Source organism: Chelatococcus sp. HY11, assembly GCF_018398335.1.
Classification (GTDB): Bacteria; Pseudomonadota; Alphaproteobacteria; order Rhizobiales; family Beijerinckiaceae; genus Chelatococcus.
This window is the reverse complement of record NZ_JAHBRX010000002.1, coordinates 1,262,848-1,288,056: the sequence shown is the minus strand read 5'-3', so window position 1 is coordinate 1,288,056 and position 25,209 is coordinate 1,262,848. Positions and strand designations below refer to the sequence as shown.

15 protein-coding genes are annotated in these 25,209 nt (G+C 60.3%); 6 read left to right on the top strand and 9 right to left on the bottom strand.

Annotated elements, in window-relative coordinates; translation table 11 throughout:
• Window positions 1–26: 26 nt before the first annotated feature.
• Window positions 27–260 (bottom strand): hypothetical protein, encoded by a 234-nt coding sequence (locus tag KIO74_RS26685; RefSeq protein ID WP_213338126.1) that lies wholly within the window; start codon window positions 258–260, stop codon window positions 27–29.
• Window positions 261–2,015: 1,755 nt separating this feature from the next.
• Between KIO74_RS26685 and KIO74_RS26680 the strand changes: the two genes are divergently transcribed.
• From KIO74_RS26680 to KIO74_RS26655, 6 genes are all read left to right on the top strand, one after another.
• Window positions 2,016–2,942, top strand: a complete 927-nt coding sequence (locus KIO74_RS26680; RefSeq protein WP_213338125.1) for a manganese catalase family protein — start codon at window positions 2,016–2,018, stop codon at window positions 2,940–2,942.
• A gap of 138 nt (window positions 2,943–3,080) precedes the next feature.
• Window positions 3,081–3,578, top strand: a complete 498-nt coding sequence (locus KIO74_RS26675; RefSeq protein WP_213339260.1) for a YciE/YciF ferroxidase family protein — start codon at window positions 3,081–3,083, stop codon at window positions 3,576–3,578.
• 190 nt (window positions 3,579–3,768) lie between these two features.
• Window positions 3,769–4,683 carry a hypothetical protein gene (locus tag KIO74_RS26670; RefSeq protein ID WP_213338124.1) on the top strand — a complete coding sequence of 305 codons (915 nt, stop codon included), beginning with the start codon at window positions 3,769–3,771 and terminating at the stop codon, window positions 4,681–4,683.
• Window positions 4,684–4,852: 169 nt separating this feature from the next.
• Window positions 4,853–5,737, top strand: a complete 885-nt coding sequence (locus tag KIO74_RS26665; protein WP_213338123.1) for an SDR family oxidoreductase — start codon at window positions 4,853–4,855, stop codon at window positions 5,735–5,737.
• A gap of 688 nt (window positions 5,738–6,425) precedes the next feature.
• The gene (locus KIO74_RS26660) at window positions 6,426–6,737 is read left to right on the top strand and encodes a PepSY domain-containing protein (RefSeq protein WP_213338122.1); all 312 of its coding nucleotides are present in this window, start codon (window positions 6,426–6,428) and stop codon (window positions 6,735–6,737) included.
• 25 nt (window positions 6,738–6,762) lie between these two features.
• On the top strand, window positions 6,763–7,365 hold the full coding sequence (locus tag KIO74_RS26655; protein WP_213338120.1) for a general stress protein: 603 nt from the start codon (window positions 6,763–6,765) through the stop codon (window positions 7,363–7,365).
• A 216-nt stretch (window positions 7,366–7,581) separates the two neighbouring features.
• Here KIO74_RS26655 and KIO74_RS26650 read toward each other — a convergent pair whose 3' ends face one another.
• The 8 genes from KIO74_RS26650 to KIO74_RS26615 form a co-directional block, all read right to left on the bottom strand.
• Complete coding sequence (locus KIO74_RS26650) at window positions 7,582–7,770, bottom strand: hypothetical protein (protein WP_213338118.1); 189 nt, start codon at window positions 7,768–7,770, stop codon at window positions 7,582–7,584.
• A 167-nt stretch (window positions 7,771–7,937) separates the two neighbouring features.
• On the bottom strand, window positions 7,938–10,577 hold the full coding sequence (gene treY / locus KIO74_RS26645; protein ID WP_213338115.1) for a malto-oligosyltrehalose synthase: 2,640 nt from the start codon (window positions 10,575–10,577) through the stop codon (window positions 7,938–7,940).
• A complete protein-coding gene (malQ, locus tag KIO74_RS26640) occupies window positions 10,574–12,682 on the bottom strand; it encodes a 4-alpha-glucanotransferase (RefSeq protein ID WP_213338113.1) in 2,109 nt (702 codons plus the stop codon). The genes treY and malQ overlap by 4 nt, the downstream gene beginning before the upstream one ends.
• The gene (gene treZ, locus KIO74_RS26635) at window positions 12,679–14,460 is read right to left on the bottom strand and encodes a malto-oligosyltrehalose trehalohydrolase (protein ID WP_213338111.1); all 1,782 of its coding nucleotides are present in this window, start codon (window positions 14,458–14,460) and stop codon (window positions 12,679–12,681) included. The genes malQ and treZ overlap by 4 nt, the downstream gene beginning before the upstream one ends.
• A complete protein-coding gene (gene glgX, locus KIO74_RS26630; RefSeq protein WP_213338110.1) occupies window positions 14,457–16,577 on the bottom strand; it encodes a glycogen debranching protein GlgX in 2,121 nt (706 codons plus the stop codon). The genes treZ and glgX overlap by 4 nt, the downstream gene beginning before the upstream one ends.
• 3 nt (window positions 16,578–16,580) lie before the next feature.
• Window positions 16,581–18,815, bottom strand: coding sequence for a 1,4-alpha-glucan branching protein GlgB (gene glgB / locus KIO74_RS26625; protein WP_249731489.1), 2,235 nt, complete (start codon window positions 18,813–18,815; stop codon window positions 16,581–16,583).
• Window positions 18,812–22,111 (bottom strand): maltose alpha-D-glucosyltransferase, encoded by a 3,300-nt coding sequence (treS, locus tag KIO74_RS26620; protein WP_213338107.1) that lies wholly within the window; start codon window positions 22,109–22,111, stop codon window positions 18,812–18,814. The genes glgB and treS overlap by 4 nt, the downstream gene beginning before the upstream one ends.
• Window position 22,112: 1 nt before the next feature.
• On the bottom strand, window positions 22,113–24,329 hold the full coding sequence (locus KIO74_RS26615) for an alpha-1,4-glucan--maltose-1-phosphate maltosyltransferase (RefSeq protein WP_213338105.1): 2,217 nt from the start codon (window positions 24,327–24,329) through the stop codon (window positions 22,113–22,115).
• Between the last annotated feature and the right edge of the window lie 880 nt (window positions 24,330–25,209).

The window sequence follows — 25,209 nt, the reverse complement described above, 5'->3', positions numbered from 1 at the left end:
AGAAACTCAAAAATTCCCTGGAGCCGTCAACGATGCACGTCGACCTGTTCCAGAATGAGCGGAACCCCTCGTCCAATCGCAGCGGCGGTTATCCTGTCCCGGATGATCCGGCGATCCCGAAACTCGGGGAAGGCCCGCAGTAGATCGTCTTCAAGGGGAAGCACCTTCAGGGGGGTGTTTTCCGATAGGCACGCATTAATGCGTTCGCGTATTAGTTCTGCAAACTTCGCATCAACGGTGGATTTATAGCTCTGAGTCATTTTTTGTTCCCAGTTGGGCGAAAGATTTTCACCTCCCAGCGCTAGCTGCCGAAAACTTTGCAAGCGATGGTGAAGGATACGTTATTTTTGCTGATCTAGCGAGCTATACCCCAACCGTAGAGAATAATCCAGATTTTACAACGATCTCTACGCGGCTCATCGGGCTCCGGAAAGGGCCACCAAAAAAGGACGCCTCCTTCTAGGAAATGTATCGGACGGTGGGTCTATCCGCCCATCCGGCAGACCTCCGCCTCCCATGGAAAGCATACTTATCTTTGGTGCGGCCTCTGTCGATGCCCTCCTTTAGCTGGGCGGTCATCTCCCGGGGGTCCCAGTCGAAGGAGAGCGAGGCTCAGGATCTCTCGCAACGCGGCATCACGCTGAGGCGGCGTCGCATACTGAACTGCCGACGCCCGCGCGACGCTCGCTATCAAAGCATTGTCACGTTTCCGAGCCTTAACCTCAGAATGATTCATAATCCCATAGAACAATGGGCTCGACATCGTGCCGGCGCGCTCTTCCGTCACAGTCGCATCGCGCAACCGATCCATGAGGCGCTCCTTGAAGGTCGCCATTGCTTTGCTCCAACCATTTCGGTGTGAAAGGTGAACCAGCGCGGCCAGGGAGAGTTCCAACTTTGCGGGAACACGATGCAGTGCGCCGAAAGAATGCAACCACGGAGCGAAACGGAAAGGCGTTACGCCGGGCTTTCCAACAAGGAGAGATGCGATGGGAAATCAAAGAAACCCAGAGGTTTTGTCCCTTGGCCTGGAATTCCCGCTTATGCAACGGTCTGAAGAACAGGCTTAAATGATGTTGCGGGCGAGTGGGTCAATGATCGCATTGAAACGCCGATGCATGGTTCTTGTCTGAGCCCTGGATGGACTGGTTGTAAGGCCGAAATTCCGCGAGGCGCCCTCCGGCGGATGCTTCTGCTCTTGACCTTAGCGCCGGAGACGTCGCCTCAGCCACGTCCAGAAAGCAAGGCCCGCAAAGGCGCACCGAGCCATGGGCTTCCGAAGCACAGGCATGTCAGCGGCGATAAGCATTAGGCCCAGCGGCAACATCCATATCCCGAGAAAGGGCAGAAATGAGAAGATGCCGCCGATCAAAAGAAGAACACCGACCGGAATGCGGACCCAACAGGAACCCGGATGTCGCAACCAACGGATCATCGAGGCGAGCCGCTTTGGAACCTCCTGCTCGACCCGCTCGAAAGCCAGCCGAAGTTCTCTCTTACCATCGCTCATTGGAGATTACCCGACACGAGTGCTTTTGCAATGTCTTGGTACGACAATCACGGAATCTATGGACTAGATCGTTGAGTAGGAGCCTCTCCGCAATGAGTCCGCGTTATACGTTTCTCAGTTGGAGGACACATCGTTGTATTCGCATGCGAGACGCCGTTGCACCCAAATAAACCTCCGCGCCATGCCACACAATTACCAGGGACAACTCCGCCCCAAGAATAATGTTTCCCATGTGGCTTCGATCACAAAGCGAGGCGGCCATTTCGCCGCAGGGCTATTCTGATTTGGCCAGATGGCACCGGAGAGCGCCCTGTTCGATAATGGCCCCGGACCCGATGGGAGTGTCAGTGTGGCTGATAATCTGACGTACGGCCCAATAGCGCAAATAAAGGGCCTTTGTCTAACCCTCATAGCCGGGGCTGGCTCTGCCGGGCGGAACATAACGCTATCCGGTTCGTTGCAGGTAAAGCGCGCGTCTGCCCAGCGCCACCTGGAGGAGGCCGGAATGTTTTTACGTATTGATAAGCTTCAGATCGAATTACCTGCTCCTAAATCTCAGGATCCGAATGCCGCCGCGGCACTGCAAGAGCTGCTCGGTGGTAAATATGGAGAAATGTCAACGCTCGGCAACTACTTGTTTCAAAGTTTTAACTTCCGTAGCAAAAGCAAGTTGCGGCCATTCTACAGCTTGGTCGCGGCCATTACCGCGGAGGAGCTCGGCCATGTGGAACTGGTCAGCAATGGTGTCGCTATGCTCGCCAATGGTCCGGATCCGGAGGCCGGTGATTCTGGAGATGGCGGGGACATATCCGGCGCTCCATACGAAATGATGAAAGACGCGCGGCTCGCGGGTGCGTTTTTCTCCCATGCCGGCGGCGCAATGCCTATCAATAGCAACGCGATGTCGTGGAATGCCGATATGGTCACGACGACGGGCAATGTCGTGGTCGATCTCCTGCACAATTTCCATCTTGAGTGCGGGGCGCGGCTGCACAAGCTGCGTGTCTATGAAAGTTTGACCGATCCGACCGGCCGTGAGGTGTGCGGCTATCTGCTCGTGAGAGGCTCTGTTCACGCTCACGCCTATGCATTGGCATTAAAGAAAATTACGGGCGTCGAGCTGGAGAGATTCTTACCCACGCCCAACATCCCGTTGGATAAGATACCTGAATGCCAAAAGTATCTTGCGGAGGGATCCCACCGCCGCCTCTACACCTTCAGCCCTGGCGACTATGAGGAGATGGCCGGCATTTGGGGCAATGGCGAGGTAGCCCTCCCTCTGGATCCGCCGGGTGAGCTTGAAATCGTCGAAGGAGCCCCTGACGGGGGCAAAATCCATGACCTCACAGGCACGCCATCCGCGTTCACGCCAGACTACGCACCTGAGGAAATGTTTGAAATCGCGACAAAACTTTGGAAAAAGTCCCGATGACACCCTCAGCTGGCGCGAAGGATGAGGACGCCGCCTCCTATACTCCGCTCCGCAGGGAAACACCCGTACAATGACCAGCTTTGCTCGGGGGAACAACTGCTTCGCCTGCGTATTTACGCAACATCCCTACATGAGGAGATGACGATGGCTAAAGCGCAAAATCTCGAAATGCTTTTCCACGAGACGCTGAAAGATATCCTTTATGCAGAAAAGCAGATCTTAAAAGCGCTGCCCAAGATGGCCCGAAGCGCGTCCTCGAACGAGTTGAAACAGGCTTTTCTCGCGCACCGTGACGAGACTGAAACCCATGTCGAGCGCCTCCAGCAGATTTTCGAGATGATCGATAAACCTGCGCGCGGCAAGACCTGCGACGCCATTCTCGGCATAGTCGAGGAGGGCAAGGAGGTCATGGAGGAGTTTGCCGCTTCGCCAGCCCTGGACGCGGGCCTGACTGCCTCCGCGCAGGCGGTCGAGCATTATGAAATCGCCCGCTATGGCACGCTCAAGACCTGGGCGGGACAGCTTGGCCTGAAGGATGCCGCAAAGCTCCTCGAGCAAACCCTGCAGGAGGAAATAAAGACGGACAAGCTTTTGACGCAGCTGGCGGAGCGATCCGTAAACGCCAAGGCTGCGTAGTTCATAGTATCATGTGAATTCTTTCAACTAGACATCATCTGTGGTGTCGAACGCGCGCCTGCCAAGCGTAGCGAGACCACACTAATCCCGAAAGGGGGCGCTCATGGGTCGCGGAATTCTTCTTTGGCTGCTCGGCATCCCGATTCCGATCATTATCCTGATCATGCTCTTCATGCGATAGGAGGAAGCCATGCCTTCATCGACATCGCCTCTGGAGGTCTCGACATCCGCGGAATCGAGGACCTCAGCTGTGAGCTGGGGACCTATCATCGCGGGTGCGTTCGCCGCGTCAGCGCTGACATTCGTCCTCATGCTCCTAGGGACTGGATTAGGCCTGACGATGGTTTCACCGTGGTCCGGCGAGAGCGCGTCCTTCACCACAGTCGCCGCATCAACAGCAGTCTGGTTGGTCGTGGTGCAATGGCTCTCGTCAGGTCTCGGCGGCTATCTCACGGGGCGGTTGCGCACGAAATGGGTTGGCGTCCACACCGACGAGACCTATTTCCGTGACACCGCCCACGGATTTCTCGCCTGGACCTTAGCGACCTTGCTAGTGGTTCTGGTGCTTGGGTCGGCGCTTACCTCGGTCGCCGGTTCCGGAGTGAAAGCCGCCTCGACTATCGCGGTGGGTACTATCACGGCCGGGACAGGCGCCGCAGCGACAGCCGCTGGAGGAAGCAGTGGGGAAGCGACTTCCTACTTTGTCGACTCCTTGTTCCGTCCCGCTGATGCGTCACGTCTCAGCGCCCCAGGCGCGGAAGGCGATGCGGCCGCGGCGGCTCAGGCTTCCCGCATCCTGATCAGCAGCGCGACGGCCGGGCAAATTACAGAAGCGGACAAGACTTACCTCGCGCAACTTGTCGCGGCTCGTACCGGTCTAGCTGAGGCTGATGCCAAGGCCCGCGTCGATACCGTCCTTGCCCAGGCCGATGATGCCAAGGTGAGAGCACAGCAGGCGGCCGACACAGCTCGTAAGGCAAGCGCCACTGTTGCTCTCTTGAGCGCTTTATCCCTGATGATCGGCGCCTTTGTCGCGAGCGCGGCTGCGGCACTCGGCGGAAAGCAACGGGATGATGAAGAGGCTATCTTCCTAACCCGTCGATAGCCTGAACGCGTCACCTTTAAAGCCCGCTGCGGAGTGGCGTAGCGGGCTTTTTCTGTTCGCCGGAACGGTGCTCCTTTCGGCAGGCCTCATGCTTTGCAACATCAAGACGGAACGGGGCCGATCCTGTTGCATTGTTCTCACGACCCCATCAATCACGAAAGGTGCCGTCATGGCTACGTTGCAGGATCCCCGCGGGCAGTATCCAAGCCCTCCGTTCCCCAGCCAACCACAAGCAATGCCTGGGCTTGCGCGTAAAATGGATCCCTTGCCGGACCACGGAGAAGAAAGCTATCGAGGCTCTGGCAAGCTTGCGGGGCGCAAGGCCCTGGTTACGGGTGGCGATTCCGGCATAGGTCGAGCGGTGGCCATCGCATTTGCACGAGAGGGCGCGGACGTTGCCATCTGCTACCTGCCCGATGAAGAGCCGGATGCCAAAGAGGTCATTGCCCTGATCAAGGCGGAGGGCCGGCAAGCTTTAGCCTTGCCAGGAGACATTAAGGACGAGGGCTGGTGCCATCAGCTCGTCGCGCGGACGGTCTCCGAATTGGGTGGTCTCGATATTCTGGTCATCAACGCGGCTCGGCAGCAGTACCGAGACGAGGTTGCGGAAGTAAGCACCGCTGATTTCGACCACACCATGAAGACCAATCTGTACGCCATGCATTGGATTGTTCAAGCTGCGCTGCCGCGTATGCCGGCTGGTGCTGCTGTGATCACGACGGCTTCGATCCAGGCTTATCAGCCATCACCGATCCTGCTCGACTACGCGACCACGAAAGCGGGAATTGTAGCTTACACAAAGGCGCTCTCCAAAAAACTCATCGAAAAGGGCATACGGGTCAACGCCGTCGCGCCTGGTCCTATCTGGACGGTGCTGCAGCCGAGCGGCGGTCAGCCTGATGAGAAGGTTCGGAATTTCGGCAAGGACAGTGATTTTGGCCGCCCTGGCCAACCCGTAGAGTTAGCGCCGGTCTACGTCCTATTGGCCTCGCCGGAAGCCAGCTTTATCACGGGCGAGGTTTATGGGGTTACCGGCGGAAAGGGAGTTGCGTGACTCCAATTCTTAGGTAGAGAGTCACGAGTCCGCGTCCAGAAACAGCGCGTTTCGCGGAATAGAGCATAGTCTTTTGGTTGCGCGCTGAAACTTAGAAATTACGGCCTGCCAAGCGGCTCCGTGCACGAACCCGGGAACCTTTATGGCGAGGCGCGACTTTCTTTACGAGGTCGTGGCGTGTCAATCGGACATTAAGGGGATGGTAAACGCGGTAGTTTTTCCGATTTCCTGCTGCGGGCAACGAATTGCCAGTCGAGTATCTTACCTTTACGCCGCAACCTCGCCTATTCAACATAAATATATAGATAGAATATCGTTCATCGGCAGAAATCGATTGTCCCTAATCATCGATGAAGTTTTTCGAGTTAAATTGAGGTCGATCGTCCTGTAACCGCCTGCAGTTCGAAATTCAGTTTTTCTTAACGGCAATTCGAGAGGCCGGTGGTCGGCTGATCGACCTTCGCTGCGGCTAGGCGTGGCCTTTTTTCTCTCGCGGCCTTATCGGTCCAATTTTCACAAGCGCGGCTTATGAAGAGCGATAAACAGCTCTCAATCCAAAAAATCCGCCAAGCGGGTGATTTGCTTCAAGCCAAGCATTTCATATGAATAAAATATTGTGCGCGTTGTGGAACACTGCCCATTTAAGATCGTTAACTTATGCGATTAGAAAATGAGCAGGATACATGCCATGAGAACGGTACTCACCGCTGCCATTGTTGCTGCATCTTTTGTTGCAGCCAATGCTCAGACACCGCCAGCCAATACCAATCCAGGCACGCCTGCGGTGACGTCGCCTGGCGCCAACAATCCCGGAGCGCCTGCCGCGGGCGCCAATAGCTTCACTGAGTCGCAAGCGCGGTCTCGCCTCGGCGATGCAGGCTTCACGAACATCACCGGTCTCGCGAAAGACAACGATGGCGTCTGGCGCGGCAAGGCGACAAAAGGCGGCGCAACTCATGACGTGAGCCTTGATTACCAGGGAAACGTCCTTCCGAAGTAGGCAGAGTTTTCTAAAGGAATTTGCCATGAAGACGACCGTATCGGCGCTTTTTGACGACTACACGACCGCCAGAGAAGCTGTTCGCGACCTTGAGAATTCTGGTATTCCCACTGACGATATCAGCATTATGGCCAATAACGCCGAAGGGCGTGATCGCGTTACCGATTCCGACGCTGCGGAAGACGCCGGAATAGGCGCCGGTGTCGGAGCCGCGGTTGGCGGCGTCGGTGGTCTTCTCACCGGCCTGGGGATCATGGCGATCCCCGGTGTAGGGCCTGTCGTTGCCGCTGGCTGGCTCGCGGCAACGGGCGCCGGCGCCTTGGCTGGAGCGGCAGTTGGAGGAGCGGCCGGCGGGTTGATCGGATCGATGACAGGCGCCGGCATTCCCGAGCGCGACGCAAACCTTTATGCAGAAGGTGTCCGACGCGGCGGCTCCCTAGTCACTGCCCGCGTCGAAGAGACGATGGCGGCGGAAGCGCGCAACATTCTGGAGAGGCGAAATGCTGTCGACTTGAACAAGCGCGAGCAGGTCTATCGCGACGCGGGCTGGAGCAGATTTGATGAAGCTTCGCCACCATTTACGCCCGATGAGATCAGGCGCGAACGCGATGTTTATCGCCTCCCATAACACTGCGCCCCTGATCCGAGAAGTGACCGTGGACGGCCCTCCCGTCTGCGGTTACCCTTTTTGAATGAGCGCCGTTGGCCTTGTACTATTGATATGCGCAAAAGTTCTGCCATCGACAGGCAAAAAGTGGAAATAGGACGCGAACGCAGTTTAGCATTCGATCGCACCTGAGAGAATGATCGGCTATAAGCATACGAGAATGTCGGAGGGCGCGTTCTAACGCGACTGCGAATTTTTTCTATTTTCATCAAATATTCGTCGACGCGCAGCCTCCGTTCCTCGATCGTCCTTTTCCGCCAGCAACGGCTGTTGGTTTTTTTCCGACTGAGTGTGTTGCTTTTTCTGAAGCTCGCGCTCAACAATAGCGCGTGAATCCTCGGCTTGATTCTGTGATATCAGAGGCATGTCTTCCTCCTCGTTCTTGGAGGCTCACAGATCGGTCGATAAACTTCGACCCTATTAAACGCCCCGGCTGGTCGGTATGTTCCCGATTGATCGTTCGCGTTCGTTCAAAAGTTGCAGCCGACGGCATGCTTTGTCGCATAGAGAGTGGGCCACGCGATTGTTGCGCTTCACGTGATCGTCGGCTCGGCCTCATCCCGGATGAGGAGAGCGACAGGCAAGTCGAGAAGCACGTCGGCTAGTCGGAGATCGCTCGTGATTTTCACGGTCCGACCTGACATCACATCGTGATAGCGACCCTTGAGTTGCGGCGGGATACAAACGCGCGTCTGCGCCAGTGCCTCGACTGGGATATGCGGGGAATTTCCGAGCAGCCGGAAGGCTATTCTGCTCACAATGGTAATGGCGGACCGGTTCCCAGCTTGGCGGCCGAAAGCGAAGATGTTGTCAGAGCGCGTTCCTGTCGCCGTTAGAGGCTCAAAGATCCCGTCCGCAAAAAGTCCTGGATGTGCTTTCCTGGCGCGGAGCGCGTGCGCGGCAACAGCCTGCTTGACGCGGCCGTCCTGCCAGGAAGCGGCACGGTCGGACGCGGTCGTTAGCGTCGCGAGAGCGGCTTGACGCGCCGCGAAATCGACCGGACGGCGATTGTCCGGGTCCACAAGGCTGAAATCCCAGAACTCCGTGCCCTGATAGGTATCCGGAACGCCGGGGAGCGTGAGGCGCAGCAAGGTTTGGGCGAGCCCGTTCAACGCCCCGGCCGGTGCGATGCGTCCAACGAAGGCTCCAGCTTCGCCAGCGAAAGCGCATCGCGTCGGATCGAGGAGCATGAACAGGAATTGCCGTTGCGCAGCTTCATAAGCGTCGTCGGGAGCTGTCCAGCTCGTGCGCAGCTTGGCCTCCCGTAGCGCCTTCTCCTGCCACCCGGCCAAGCGTTCGGCAAACAGCTTTAGACCATCACTGTCATCAGCGCGCAGGGTATAGGGCCATGCGCCGACGATCATCTGGTACAGCATCAGGTCCTCGCCAGCCTCGCCGGTAGCGCCCACCTGCGCGAGCAAGGAGCCGTGGTCGTGGCGCCAGGCACGGACCTGCGTCATCCATTCCTCAGCGCATTCGGAGAGCACGGCAAGTCTCGCGCGCACATCCTCGCCGCGCTTGTGGTCATGGGTCGCCGTCGCCAGCATGGCGCCAGGATAGTCCCTGCCGCGGCTGAGCGACCGGGCCAGGAACGCGTCCGCGTCGCGGGCGAACAGACCAGGGTTCGATCCCACTTCGTTACGCGAGAGGAGCCTGCCATATCGATAGAATGCCGTATCTTCAACGGATTTGGCGGCCAACGGCGCCGTCAGTTGCTGGAACCGCTGGATGGCCTTGACGCGCTTGTCGCGTTCTTCGCCCGAGGCCAGCGAATCCGGTGCCTCGCCGCCAAGCCAACGGTCGATCTCTGCCAGAACAGCAACGTCATCCTCCGGACAGGATGACCGCGCCGCGGCAAGCGCTTCCTCCATCGCCCAGGCGTCCTGCTTCGGCCTTCCCGCCGCCCCTGCGTAGGTGCGATAGACCGGGAAATTGATGACGAGCGCCCTCAACGCAGACGTGATCGCCTCTTTGCCGATCGCTTCTTTTTCAAGCACTGGGCCGCGACCTCGCGCTACATCCGTGAGGGCAGCCGCGGCGCGCTCGAACTCCGGCCGCAGGCTTCCCTCCAAAAGTTCCGTGCGCGCCTGGCGTTCCTCGGCATGGAAGTCAGCCGCGCGGCCGCTCCCTTCCTGCCAAAGGCGTGTGAGCGGCAGCTCTCCCTCCGCATCGTGTAGGAAAGACCCGACTTCATCCATGAAGTCATAGCCAGTCGAGCCGTCGATGCCCCAATTCTGGGGAAGGTCTTCACGTTCAGCGAGGATCTTCTCGACGATGACGTAGGGACCGCGTGGCGCGCCCGGCGGGCGTCTCGCCTCCAGATCCGCGAGGCGCTGACGCAGGGCGCGGCAATAGCCGTAGGGATCGGTCAGGCCATCGATATGGTCGATGCGCAGCCCGTCGATTACCCCCTCCGCATAAAGCCTGAACAAGGCCGCATGGGTGGCTTCGAAGACGACAGGATCCTCGACCCGCACGGCCACGAGCTCGTTGATGTCGAAGAACCGGCGCCAGTTCAGCCGCTTCGCCGCCTCGCGCCAGAACACCAGCTCATAATGTTGCCGGGCGAGCAGCGCGCGAAGACCTGACGCCGTTGGAGTTTTCGGCTCGTGAGGGTCGGTCGATGTGGGCCGACCGGGGGTGCTGTTGGACGACAGCGGGAAATGATGCTCGCCATAGGCTATCGCCAACGCATTGCTGTCCGCGTCGAGTACAACATTGATTTCACCGCGGTCTATGCAGTTGTCGAGCGTATCCCCGAGGACAGGCAGGATGACGCGGGGATACGCGTCCCAGTCAATGTCGAAGAAACGCGCGAATTCGCTGTGGCGCCCCGATGCCAGTACGTCCATCCACCAGATGTTGTCCCGCCCCACCCCCATATGGTTGGGCACGCTGTCGACGATGAGGCCCATATCGTGACTGCGAAGCCTCTCCACCAGCCGGAGGAGCCCCGGCTCTCCGCCGAGTTCCACATTGACGGTCATCGGATCGACCACATCATAGCCATGCGTCGAGCCCGGACGCGCGGTCAGGATGGGTGATGTGTAGAGGTGGCTGATGCCGAGATCAGCCATGTAAGGCACGACCCCGGCCGCATCATCGAAGGTAAAGCCTCCGTGGAGTTGCAAACGCATCGTGGCGCGGGGATAGGTCCTGCCGCTCTCTCTCATGGCTTGCCCCTTCGTCTCGACAGGCTGCGCAGACGTCGCGCGGCGGCCGGCTGTTTCGCGAGATCCTGCGTGGCGGTCGGCAGGCGTCGCCGCCAGTTGGGATGTTCGGCCACGGTGCCGGGAAGATTGGGTTGCTCAGTCACGCCGACGACATCCTCAAGCGGGATGAGGGCCAGATCCGCCGGCGTATCCGCAACGAAGTCGATGGCAGCGTCAACGACCTGTGCGGATTGCGCGACGGGTGGTGGCTCGTCATCGGTGACGATTCCTTGCCGGGTGAAGGCGGACCACAAGGCCGTCCGATCGTCCTCCCGCGCCGCCCGCTCGTTGGCTGCCGAGCTGCCATGGCCAAAGAGCGAGAGTTTTTCTCGCCAGTCGATGTCGCGACCAGCCCACCAACCGGCCACCGTGGGAAGGTCATGCGTCGTCGTCATAGCCGCGGCTGTGCGCGGCCAGGCGGGAGCCTCCTTAAAGGCTCCCCCCTCTCGTTCGAACCACAATACCCGCATTCCGAGAAGGCCGATGTCCTGCAGGGCTTCGCGCAGGCCTGGAGGAACCGTGCCGAGATCTTCGCCGATGACGATCGCCTGATGGCGCCAGGATTCGAGCGCGACGAGCCGCAGCATCGTGGCGAGAGGATAGCTGAGATAGGCGCCCTCCCCCGGCGCCGCGCCGTCAGGAACGAGCCACAGCCGCGCGAAGCCGAGGATGTGGTCGATGCGCAATCCACCGGCATGGCGCATGCTGGCGCGCAGGGTATCGAGGAACGGCGCGAAATCACGGGCCGCCAGCGTTCGCGGTGACAAAGCCGTCAGGCCCCAGTCCTGCCCAAGCTGGTTGAACAGATCAGGCGGTGCGCCAACGCTGACCCCCGCCATGACATCATCGCGATGCGCCCAGGCATAGCTGCCCCCGCCGTCCGTGCCGATCGCAAGATCGTAGATGATACCAATACCGAGCCCCGCATCGCGCGCTCTGGCCTGGGCTTGGGCGAGGCTTTTGTCGGAGAGCCACTGCAGGAACTGATGGAAAGAGACCTCCTCGGCCTGCGCCGCCGCGAAGGCGGCAACGGCCTCGCTTCTTGGATCATGAAACTCGGCCGGCCATTGGCGCCAGTGGTGGGCGCCCGGATCGTTCTTCAGACAGGCGGCGTGCAGGGTCTCGAAGACGGCATGGTCGCGGAGTGCCTGGCCGCCACGAGCGAGACAGGCCGCGAAATCCTCGGCGAGGGTGCCGCCGGGGGCGAGATCCGCCGCCATTGCCGATTTGAGCGCGCGCAGAAGTGCCAGTTTGGCCCTGGCCGCCATCGGCCAGTCGATCAGCCTGCTTTCATTATGGCGCGCCAGAGCCATCCGCACGTCGGCCTGGTCGATGGCCTTCTCGATACGAGCGAAATCCGCGATTGCGGCGGGATCGGCGTGGAGGGGATTGAGGAATAGGCGGCTCGAGGGGGCATAGGGGCTATTTCGGCCAGGATCGGCGGTGAAGAGTGCGTGGACAGGCCCGATCGAGACCGCTTCGCCGCGAGCATCGGCGACGGCTACAGCCAGATCAGCCAGATCCCGGAAATCGCCTATACCACCGTTGCCGACGGGGGTCGTCGCGGTGATGTCGCGCCGCAAGCCATAGAGCTGCGCCGCGACGCCCCACCGGCGACCGGCACCGGCGAGATCCTCAACTGTGATGCACCTTCGTGGCGCCATGGCGAGCGTTACCTCGCGGTCGGCGCAACGGAGCTTATGGTAGCCCGGAAGGTCGATCGCCGGGATCACGGAGCCACGCCCCTGCAGCAACGCGCCATTTTCGAGGACGATCTCGAACGGCATCGCGTCCGCGTCGGCGCGTTTCAAGCTGGACGGCAGGCGGAGAGCCTTGCCGGCCACTCCCGTCACCAGCGTTGGCGCCGCACGCGAAGCCTGCTGCAGATCGTTGTGGCTGGCAGCGATCTCGGCGGATGTCTGCGCGGCAAGGCCGAGCGACGACAGGAGATGACTCAGCGTGTCTGCCTTGACGGTCCGGCGCCTCCCGAAGGCGTCGGTCCAGTCGACCGCGATGCCGGCGGCGATCGCCAGCGAACGGAGGTCGGGAGTCGCCGCGGCGTTCATCGCCCCACGGCTCCCGCCGGGCCGAGCGCGGCGAACGTCGCCCGAGGGGGAAGGCGTCCGGCCGCGACCTCTGCCGTGATATCCGGATCGCTGGCGAAGACAACGTCTCCCGTTACCGGTGCGACTGACACGGGACCGGCGCCGAGATTGCAGGCTATCGTCAGCCGCTGCCCGGTACCCAGATCCCACGAGGCAATGACGGCTGCATCTCCCAGCGCCTGCGCCCCTGTGGATCGCGCCCCCCGAATGCCGGGAACCACGTAACGCCGGCGCAGCTCGAGCAGGCTCCGGTAGAATGCGAAAGTCTGCTCGCCCTGCCCCTTGTCGGGTGCGATGGGCCGCGATCGTTCAAATGTGTCGATGGCATTGGGATCCGGCAAGGCATCCACGCCGGCATTCGCGAAGGCCGCGAAGGCGGCGAACTCGCGGCGGCGACCCTCGCGGACGGCCTCCGCAAGTTCCGGATTATGATCCGTGAAAAAGAAGAAGGGCGCTTCACTACCGTATTCCTCCCCCATGAAGATCAGAGGGATCTGTGGCGTCAGAAGCTGGAGGGCGACCGCCGCCTTGAGAGCCTCAGCGTTGGCCAAAGTCGTGAGGCGCTCGCCGAAAGCGCGGTTGCCGATCTGGTCGTGATTTTGCAGGAAGAACACGAAGGCCGAAGGCGGCAGCATGCCGCTGGGCGTACCGCGTTTCTCGCCGGCCCGATGTGCCGAGGGCTCGCCCTGGTAAATGAATCCCTCCGCCAAGGCACGTGCTAACTTAACTGCGGGTGCATCGCTGTAATCGGCATAATATCCGCCCGTTTCCCCAGTCATCAGCACATGCAGGACATGGTGCGCGTCGTCGTTCCATTGCGCGTCGAAGTCCCCGGCAAGATGCGAGGCAATATTTCCGTCATGTTCGAGGACGAGATGCACATGGCGCCCCGGCTCGACAGTCCGCCTCACGGTGGCGGCCATCTCATCCAGCCAGTCCGGCTCCGTGATGGCGTGCACCGCATCGAAGCGCAGCCCATCGAAGCGGTATTCCATCAGCCAATAAAGCACGTTGTCGGTGAAATACTGACGCACTTCTGGCCGGCGGAAATCAATGGCGGCGCCCCAGGGGGTCGCAATATCGTTCCGGAAGAATTGCGGCGCATAGGCGGCGAGGTAATTGCCGTCCGGGCCAAAATGATTATAGACGACGTCCAGGAACATCATCATCTCAAGCTCGTGAGCACGGTCGATAAGCCGTTTGAGGTCATTCGGCGTGCCATAGGCTCCATCCGGCGCGAAGGGCAGAACGCCGTCGTAGCCCCAGTTGCGCCGTCCCGGAAAGTCCGCGATCGGCATGAGTTCGACCGCTGTTACCCCGAGCGCCTTGAGCTTCGGCAGATGGTCCGCCACGCCGGCGTAGCCACCCATGAGGCCGGGATGGAGTTCATAGAGCACCACCTCCTCCCAGGGGCGTCCTGGCCAGTCCGCATGCTGCCAGCGGTAGGACCTCGGGTCGATGACGACGCTCCGCCCATGCACATCGCCGTGTTGGGCTCGCGACGCCGGGTCGGGAACGGATGTGCCGTCGGCCAACCGGAAGAGATACTCCGTCCCTGGCGCCACATCAGCAGTGCCGGACCACCAGCCATCCGATGGAGCCATCGGCTGGGGCGCGCGCCCCGCGATCATGAGATCCACACTCTCGGCGCCCGGTGCCCAGAGCTTGAACCGCGTCTCATTACCCTCGACGGTCGCGCCGAAGTTCAGAGTACGACCAAATCGGTCCACCCCGCTCATGGGCTCCCTCCGACGTGCGCCGACAGGATGACCGCGCTATGGGCGGCGACCGTGAAGCCGCCGTTATCCGTGCTCCCGGCATCGCGCTCGGGATCGGCGCTGTCGATCAGACAATGCCAGTCGAGAGTAGGTGGCGGGAGAGTGAAAAGTGCGTCTTCCGCGGAACCGTTGATGAGCAGGGAAACGACTTCGACCCGGCCATCATGATCCCGCCCGGCGCGGCGCAGGTTCAGCCGCCGACCTTCGGGATCGTTCCAGGCTTCAGGTGTCATTCCCTCGCCGCGTTCGTCGTACCAGGCAATGTCGGCGATGCCTGGTGCGGGCTCAGTTCGGCCATGCATGAAGGTCTTGCAGCGTATCACCGGAAAATCACGCCGGATGATGATGAGCCGTGAGAGGAAAGCCTGCAGGCTCTGTCCCTCTGGTGTCGCGGCCAGCGACCAGTCGAACCAAGAAATGGCGTTGTCCTGACAATAAGCGTTGTTATTTCCGTTCTGTGTTCGCCCGAATTCATCGCCACCGAGCAGCATCGGCGTACCGTGGGAGGCCAACAATGTGGTGAGCATCGCGCGTTTGATCTTTTGGCGAACCGTTAAGATGCCCTCGTTGTCGGTTTCGCCTTCTGCGCCCCAGTTGTTACTATAATTCTCCGAGTGGCCATCGTTGTTGTCTTCCCCATTGGCCTCATTATGGCGCTCGTTGAAGCTCACCGTATCTTCAAGTGTGAACCCATCGTGAGCCGTCAGAAAGTTGACCGAAGCCCAAGGCGCCCTGCCGTTGCGGTCGAAGATTTCTCCCGATCCCGAAAGGCGCGCGGCGAGATCTCCACGCCAGCCGGAATCCCCTCTCCAAAAACGACGCACACCGTCGCGATAACGGTCGTTCCACTCGGCGAAGCCGGGAGGATGATTTCCGAGCTGATATCCCCCTGGACCGATATCCCAAGGTTCGGAGATCAGCTTCCTTGTCGAGAGCGTCGGATCCTGCCGGAGGGCGTCAAAGAACCCCGCCCCGGGATCGAACCCCCCGGGCTCCCGGCCGAGTGTCGATCCAAGGTCGAACCGGAAACCATCGATACCGTAGTAGGTCACCCAGTAGCGCAGGGAATCCATCACCATTTGCAGCACGCGCGGATGGGACAAATTGACCGTATTGCCGGTTCCGGTATCGTTGATGCAATGGCGCTCATCACCGCTGACGAGCCGATAGTAGCTGGCGTTGTCCAGCCCGCGGAAAGACAGCGTGGGGCCGAGCTCACTGCCTTCACAGGTGTGATTGTAGACCACGTCCAGAATCACCTCGATGCCGGCCGCATGCAGTTGGTTGACTGCCAACCGCAGTTCCTCACGCGAACCGTCTGATAGATAGCGCGGCTCGGGAGCAAAGAACGAAAGAGTATTGTAGCCCCAATAGTTCCTCAGGCCCTTCTCGAGAAGTTGGCGGTCCTGCAGAAACGTATGAATCGGCAAAAGCTCGATGGTTGTAATGCCCAGCTTGACGAGATGATCGACGACCGCCGGCTCCGCCAGAGCCGCGAAGGTGCCGCGCTCGTGGGGCCTGATGTCGTCCCGATGCATCGTCATGCCGCGGACATGCGCCTCGTAGATCACCGTCTCCGACCAAGGCACCCTCGGTGTCGCACGGCCGCCCGTCCCTTCGGACAGCGGGATAGGCGTATCGGCGGTGACGATGGCCTTCGGCATTGCGGCCGCACTGTCGCGGCGATCAAAAGACAGATCCGCGCGGTTGGAGTTCAACCGATAGCCAAAAAGCGCATCCGACCAGCGCACCTGACCCTGGATAGCGCGCGCATAGGGGTCCAGCAGTAGCTTGTGGTGATTGAAGCGATGTCCTCGCCGCGGCTCATAGGGTCCATAGGCTCTGTAGCCATAAAGGAGGCCCGCGCGCGCCATGGGAAGATATCCATGAAATACCTGATCAGTGCATTCGGGCAACGTCAGCCGCGCGATCTCGCGCCGGCCTGAGGGATCGAACAGACAGAGATCGATGCGCTCGGCATGGGCGGAGAAGACCGCGAAATTCACGCCGAGGCCATCGCAAGAGGCTCCAAGCGGATAAGGCGATCCGGGCTGCAGACGATCGGGCGGTGTCGGCATGGGCTAGGTATCCGGCTTGAAGAGGATCGTGGCGAGGGGCGGAATGGTGAGCGAAAGCGAGTAGGGCTCGCCATGGCTCGGCAGCCGGCGAGCTTCGACGCCGCCGGAGTTGCCCATGTTGCTGCCGCCATAAATCGCGGCGTCGCTATTGAGGATCTCGGCCCAACGGCCTTCCGACGGCACGCCGACACGATAATCCGCGTGGGGAACAGGGGTCATGTTGACGACGACCAGAACTGGCGCCGCGTCGCGGCCCATCCGCAAAAATGCGAACACACTGTTCTTGCGGTCATCGCCGATGATCCAGCGGAAGCCAGAACCTTCACTGTCGCGCTCGTGCAAGGCGGGCTCGGCGCGGTAGATGCGGTTCAGGTCACGAACCAGTCGCTGAATGCCACCGTGCTCCGGTTTAGCAAGCAGATCCCACTCGATCGCGCCATCGTGGTTCCATTCGCTCTCCTGTGCGATCTCGCCGCCCATGAACAGGAGTTTCTTTCCGGGATGGCTCCACATGAAGCCAAGATAGGCCCGGAGATTGGCAAAGCGCTGCCATCGATCGCCCGGCATTTTGCCAAGCAGGGAGCGTTTTCCGTGCACGACCTCGTCATGGGACAGCGGGAGAACGAATTTCTCCGAGAAGGCATAGACAAGGCCAAAGCCGATCTCGTCGTGATGGTGACTGCGGTACACGGGATCGCGCTCGACATACTGGAGCGTGTCGTGCATCCAGCCCATGTTCCATTTGTAGGAGAACCCAAGCCCGCCCTCGCCGACCGGCCTCGACACCCCGGGCCAGGCCGTGGATTCCTCCGCGATGGTGATCGCTCCGGGATGGACCTCCGTGATCACCGCGTTGAGATGCTTGAGGAACGCTACGGCTTCAAGATTTTCCCTCCCCCCGTAGACATTCGGCAGCCACTCTCCGGGCGCCCGGCTGTAGTCACGGTAGAGCATGGACGCCACCGCATCGACACGCAGCCCGTCGACATGGAAGCGCTCGAGCCAGAACAGGGCGCTGGCAATGAGAAAGCCGGAAACTTCTCGCCGCCCAAGATTGTAGATGAGAGTATTCCAATCCTGGTGAAAGCCTTCCCGCGGATCGGAATGTTCATAAAGGGCCGTGCCGTCAAACTGCGAGAGGCCATAGACATCAGACGGGAAATGGGCCGGCACCCAGTCCAGGATCACGCCGACGCCCGCGAGATGGCAGGCATCCACAAAACGTGCGAAGCCTTCAGCGCCGCCATGTCGGGCTGTCGGAGCAAAGAGCCCGAGCGGCTGATAGCCCCATGAGCCGCCAAAGGGGTGTTCCATGATGGGCATGAGTTCCACATGCGTGAACCCCATCTCCACGACATAGGGTACGAGCCGTTCCGCCAGATCGTCCCAACTGAGGATTGAACCGTCATCGTTCCGCAGCCAGGACACGGAATGCACTTCATAGATGGCGATGGGCGCGTCGGGCCTGTTGCGACGGGCGCGTTCGGCCATCCACTGCGCGTCGTTCCAGACCGGGGCCGTTTTCCCAGGGACAACCGACGCCGTGGCAGGCGGCAGCTCTGTCGCCAGGGCGACGGGGTCGGCCTTCAAGGGCAGGACATCGCCACTGCGCGCGACGATTTCATATTTGTAGCGTTCGCCCGCGCGTAGCGCCGGGATGAAGAGCTCCCAGACGCCAGCTGCGTGGCGCAAGCGCATGGGGTGCCGACGCCCATCCCACGCGTTGAAATTGCCGACGACTGACACGCGCAAGGCATTGGGCGCCCAGACGGCGAAGGACACACCCTCAACGCCGTCCACAAATCGGGGGTGGGATCCGAGGGTATTCCAGAGTGTGCGATGACGGCCCTCCGCTATCAAATGCAAATCGAGGTCACCCAGCATAGGCCCGAAGGCATATGGATCCGCGCGTTCGTCCACAACCGCGCCGCCCGGTCCCGGCCACGTCACACGCAGGTTATAGGGTCCCTCGTCGTGAACGAAGCCCACGAACAGCGCCGGATGCTGGGGCGTGGCAAGTTTCCCCAACGGACGGCCATCACGGGATACGACCGTAACGGCGAGCGCCCCGGGAAGGAACGCGCGCACAACCCGCTCCGTCCCTGATCCATGCGGGCCGAGCACGGAGAAGGGATCAGGAATGCGGCCTTCCGCGAGCGCCCGGATGACAGCCTCGTCGACGCGAAGCAGTGGATTGTTGTCGGCTGCTGGAGACAGAATCACATCTTCACACATCATGCGTGCTCCCGCACCGGGTTCTCTACGAGCCGGGTCACGAGCGCCGCCAGGGCTTGAAGCGGGATATCGATCCAGTTCGGGCGGTTCGCCGCCTCGTAGCAGAGTTCATAGGCGGCTTTCTCGAGCGTGAAGAGATCGGTGAGGGCCGCTTGGCGGGCGTCGATTCGCCCGATCCCATCCTCGCCATCCTCCAGCGAGCCCCCCTGATAGACAGCCAGGAATGTACTACCCGATACCTTGCGGAATTTTTCGATGAAGGCCTGCTTCCGCGCATCGGTCGATTCACCGCGGAGTTCAGTTCGCCCTGCCACCGCAGCAGCATAGTCAAACGAGCGCAGCAACCCGGCGACATCTCGAAAACGACTTGCCTTGGCGCGGCGTTCAACCAGGCTGCGGCTTGGCTCTCCCTCGAAATCGACGATAAACACATCCTGCTGCGCGATCAGGACCTGGCCCAGATGGAAATCGCCGTGGATGCGCGTCTGAAGCGCGCCGACACCTGCCGTCGCAAGCGTCCTGACGTTCTCGATAAGCCGGCTACGATGCGCAATGATCTGCGCCGCGCTGAGCCGGTCCGCCTCGCTTGCCCAATCCCTCCTTTCCTCGATGATCGCACAGGCCCTTTCTATCTGAATGATCACTGAAGAGGCCCAGGCAGCCGTCGTGTCCTCGCCAACGATGACAGGCGCGAAAGCAGGATCATCACTTGGTTGGGCGAGCAGATCGTGCATGTTTGCCAGAGCGTGGCCAAGCGCTGCCGCCAAAACGCGATAAGGCCGGAGCAATTCCTCATCGGTCATGCTCTCGTCCCGGACCGCCTCGTCGCAGTTGCGCTTGATGAAATCAAGCGTCCAATGCCAGCCATCGCCCTGGTTGCGTATGAAGCCTTGCACGATGGCGATTGTCGCAGATTGATCCTCGCGATCCCCCCACCGCTTGACGACTTCACCGAGCAGCGGCGCAGAATTTCTGAAGCCGAGCTCTGTCAGCCGGCGGTTCATTTCCGCCTCGGGATGAATCCCAGGCTGTTGCCGGCGGATAAGTTTGGCGACGAGCTCATCACCGACAATAACCGAACTGTTCGACTGTTCCGCAGAAAGCCAGTTCAACGGGGCGTCAACCGCGACGTCGACCTCCGCGAGCCTCGCGGTGGGGATAAAGCGAACCTCGCCGTCGCCGAGCGGAGCTCGTCTGGCCTCCACCAGCGCGGTTATCGTACTGCGGATGAAGGGATCAAGAACGAAGGCGTCGGTGAGGTAGCCAACGCGCCTGCCCCGCCTAAGACGGGCCAAGGCGAGCTGCTGGGGTAATGGCGCGCCGGCTTCATCTTCCCAAACAACGCCCATTGGCAAGAGATAGCGAGCCGTTCCCTTGGCTGTCGTGACATCGATCTCGGTCATCACCGTATCGGGGGTCCGAGCCAGAGATGCCAGCGACGCGATTTCGACCTTGAGGATCGGCTCGTCTTTGCCGGCGAACCACCGACGCTTCTGCAGATAGGCTGGCAGCGCTTCGGTTTCGATGACGCGACGGTTCTGCTTGTTCAAAAGCTCGTCCAGCCCATGGCGCAGGACGATCGTCGCGAATTCGGGAAGTGGCTCCGGCGCCGGCACGTGCCACGACGGCAGGTTGGTTTCTGTCGCCAGCAAGAACCAGTAAAAGCCGAAGGGGGGCAGCGTCAGCAGATAGGTAAGCTGGCCGATCGGCGGAAAAACGGAGTCAGCCGTCATCTCCACCGGAATGCGGCCGACAAAGGCCGACAGATCGAGCTCAACCGCTTGGGGCGAACGGGACAAGTTAGCGACACACAGAATCGTCTCGTCCTGGTATTCCCGCAAGTAGGCCAGGATCTTTCGATTTCGTGGATAAAGAAATCTCAGCGTTCCACGGCCAAAAGCAGCATGCTTGCGCCGTGTCGCCAGCATCCTCCGCATCCAATTCAGGAGAGAATGCGGATCTCTGTTTTGCGCCTCAACATTGATAGCCTCGAATCCATAAAGCGTATCCATGATCGGAGGTAGAACAAGCTGCTCGGGATCAGCGCGCGAGAAACCGCCATTGCGATCGGCGGACCACTGCATGGGCGTGCGCACGCCGTCGCGATCACCCAGATGGATGTTGTCGCCCATGCCGATCTCATCCCCGTAATAAATTACAGGCGTGCCTGGCATGGATTGCAAAAGGGCATTCATCAGCTCGATGCGGCGGCGGTCACGCTCGAGCAAGGGTGCAAGGCGCCGGCGAATGCCGAGGTTGATGCGCGCCCGCCTGTCGGACGCGTAAACCTGCCACAGATAGTCGCGTTCGCTATCGGTGACCATTTCGAGCGTGAGCTCGTCATGGTTGCGGAGGAAGATGGCCCATTGGCAATTCTCTGGAATATCGGGAGTCTGTCGAAGTATATCGGTAATCGGAAAACGATCTTCCCGCGCAATAGACATGTACATCCGCGGCATCAGCGGAAAATGGAACGCCATGTGGCATTCATCGCCGTCACCGAAATACTGCTGCGTATCCTCCGGCCACTGGTTCGCCTCAGCCAGAAGCATCCTGTCGGGGTAATTTGCGTCGAGTTCGGCGCGGATGCGTTTCAGGACGGCGTGAGTTTCAGGCAGGTTTTCGTTGATGGTTCCTTCGCGCTCCACCAGATAAGGCACCGCGTCGAGCCGCAACCCGTCGACGCCGAGATCGAGCCAGAACCGCATGACGCTAAGGACCGCGCGGACAACCTGCGGATTATCGAAATTGAGATCGGGCTGGTGAGAATAGAAGCGATGCCAGTAATAGGCTCCCGCAACCGGGTCCCAGGTCCAGTTCGACTTCTCGGTATCGAGGAATATAATCCGGGTATCAGCATAAGCCTGGTCGTTATCCGACCACACGTAGAAATTCCGGGCTGCAGAACCCGGCTTGGCATGCCTCGCCTTCTGAAACCATGGATGCTGATCTGAGGTGTGATTGATCACGAGCTCCGTGATGACACGAAGGCCGCGTGCGTGGGCTTCGTCTATGAAGCGTTTGACATCCGCCATAACGCCATAATCAGTATGGACATCCCGATAGGCGGCGATGTCATACCCGTCATCACGCCGGGGAGAGGGATAGAATGGCAGCAGCCAGATCGCGGTTACGCCGAGGCCGGCAATATAGTCCAGTTTGTCGATAAGACCAGGGAAGTCACCCACACCATCGTTGTTTGAGTCAAAGAATGACTTGATGTGGAGCTGATAGATGATTGCATCCTTGTACCACTGCGGATCAGCGGGAAGCGATGAAGTTTTCCGGCGTTTAGACATGTCAATGCCCTCCAGCCGGGCGAACGCGCCAGATTGCGTATGGCTGATGATGGGGATCTAGGGTCAGGGATTGCAGCTTGCCCTCGCGCACATACGATCTATCATTGACCAAATCATCGATCGCGAGTGTTGATTGGTCATCGAGACCCCACTCCCACAACGGAAGCTCGAATGAAAAAGTCGCCTGCTCGAAGGGGTTGAGGTTTATGAGAACCAGTATAACGTTGTCGCGTGCGGGCGTCGCCTTGCCATAGTAGATAACCCTACTGTCGAAGGCGTTGTAGAACGTCAGTCCAAGGTGGGTTTGCAATGCCGGATTGGTCCTGCGAATGCAGTTCAGCTGCGTGATCTCGGCGATTATGTTGCCGGCCTGCTGCCAGTTCCGAGGCTTAATCTCATATTTCTCGGAATCCTTATATTCTTCCTTGCCGGGCAGTGGCTCCGCCTCGCAGAGCTCGAATCCGGAATACATGCCCCAAAGTCCCGACAAGGTTGTTGCCAGGGCGGCGCGAATAAGAAACCCAGGACGACCAGAGTTCTGCAGGAAGACTGGATTAATATCGGGAGTATTTACGAAAAAATGAGGCCGGAAGAAATCCCGCACCGGGGGGCGTGTTAGCTCGGAGAGATAGTCGACGATCCCGCTCTTGTCATTTCGCCACGTGAAATACGTATAGGATTGCGAAAAGCCGACTTTGGCCAGTCGATACATCATCTTTGGCTTGGTGAAGGCTTCCGACAAGAAAACCACATCGGGATAGCGAGACGTCACATCGTCGATCATCCATTCCCAGAAGGGCAAGGGTTTTGTGTGCGGATTATCCACGCGAAAGAGGCGTACGCCCTCGGCCGCCCAAGTCAGCACAATGTCGCGCAAGGCGAGCCAGAGACCCGGAATGGCGCCGTCGGCGTAGAAGTCGACATTGACGATATCTTCGTAGCGCTTGGGGGGGTTCTCAGCATAGCGGATGCTGCCGTCAGGCCGCCACGCGAACCATTCGGGGTGCGCCGTCAGCCACGGATGGTCAGGCGAGCATTGGATCGCGAAATCCAGCGCGATTTCGATGCCGTGGGCGGCGGCCGCGTCGCGCAATCTTCGGAAATCATCGAGCGTGCCGAGTTCCGGATGGATGGCATCATGTCCGCCCTCGTCGCTGCCGATCGCGTAAGGGCTGCCCGGGTCGTCGGGGCCTGCTGTCAGTGAGTTGTTGCGACCTTTGCGGTTTTTTCGACCGATCGGATGGATCGGGGGAAAATAAAGAACGTCGAAGCCCATAGCCCGGATTGCAGGCAGGCGCCGGATGACGCCGACCAGGCTGCCGTGCTGGCGGGCGTCGCTGGTTTCAGAGCGGGGGAACAATTCGTACCAGCTCGCGAATGCGGCTCCCTGTCGCTCCACAACGAGCGGTATCTCGACATCATGCCGCGATGAACGGTCTCGCGGATCACAGGCCGCAGCAAGCTGTGCCACGTCGGGGGCTAGAAGCCGGTCTATGCGTGCTTCGACGGTGGCTTCAGATTCGGCCTTCTTGATCGCCGCGGCAAGAGCCTCGCCATCCGGGCATCGAGCACCGCCCGATGTCTGGCGCAGATGGAGAAGCCCCTCTGCCAATGCCACATCCAGGAGCTGCCCGGCGGCGCGCTTCTTCTCCACCTCGTCGCGCCAAGAGCCATAAGCGTCGCGCCACGCTTCCACCGTGTAAACGTGTCGGCCAAGGCGCGTGGGAACAAAGCTGCCTCGCCAGCAGTCATTTTCACCGCGCTCCATTGGCGCCCTGTGCCATACTGTTTCGTCAACGGGGCGCCAGAGGATTTCAGCCGCGATCTTATCATGTCCGTCGATAAACAGATCCGCCGTCACAGTGATCGGGCAGCCGAGTACCTTTTTGACAGAAAAACGCCCCCCGTCCACCGCGGGCGCGACATTCTCCACCACGACGCGAGGAGCCTTGACCGCGACTTCCAGGGTATCCGGAACTCGCGCGGGTACGACCGCCGATGCCGGCCGAGAAGGCAGAACCAGGACGGCCCCGGGGTCCAGACGAATGGTTTCCAATGACGGTACCTGAATGTCACCAGCCGCGAATTGCAGGAAGGTTGTCGGCAAGGGTCCGAGGCTTTCAGCCCTAATCACGGCCGAACGACCGAGCTCGGGATTGACGAGAAGCAGGCTCGCCTCTTCTGCCGCGCGTGGCGCAGCGTGATCCGTGCGCAGCACGACCGTTACAGGCGCGCCGGGACCGCTCATACTGTGAAGTGTATCCTGATTTGACCCAAGGCCTCTTTTTCTGATCGCGTCGAACGCTCGCGACAGCGCTTCCGAAAGGCCGCCTGAGATCGGCCGACTATCGTCCTGGCTGTAGGCCCGCATGGGCGTTGTCGCCGCCCGCTCAAAGCCGCTTGGCACCAGGACACCGGAGCCGGCGAAGGCCGCGACGTCGAGGGCTCGTTTCGCCGCGCGAAGATGGTCCTCACCGGCGACGGCGGCGAGACGGCGACCGAATGGTGTCTCCACGGCCCACATGAGAGGCGCCGCCGATTGGCGCGCTCGGTCACGAGCAACGAGCTCGGGGGAGCGGTAGTCCCAGTCGGCAAGTGAGGATTGGAGCCGGTCGAAGCCGCACCCGGCTAATTCCGTGATCCCGGCCGGCGTGATCCCCGCGACATCGGCTATAAAAAGGCAATCTGGCGCTTTTTGGCGTACGCGCCCCATCAGGCCGAACCAGGCTGAGGCTGGAACTTCACGCGCCTCCACGCAACGAAAGCCGGACGCTCCACTCGCGTATAGATCAGCGAGCTTCTCCGCATAAAAGGAGATGACATCGTTCTCGACTGCCGCTTCGTGCCATCTGGCGGCACGGGAGCCTCGCTTGCTCAGAGAACGTGGGTCAATGATCCCCATATCACTGTCGTTCGAAAAAAGATCATGAATTTCCGGAACAAACGCGTTCCTCGCGAGGCGGCCGACAACGATATCGATGATGAGCTCAAGCTTATGCTCGTGGCAGACCCGGGCCGTTCGCTCCAACCAGGCTGTAGGTGTATCCTCAAGCCCCGCGACGGCGATCTCTGCGGCGACTTTGTCGAATGTCTGTGGA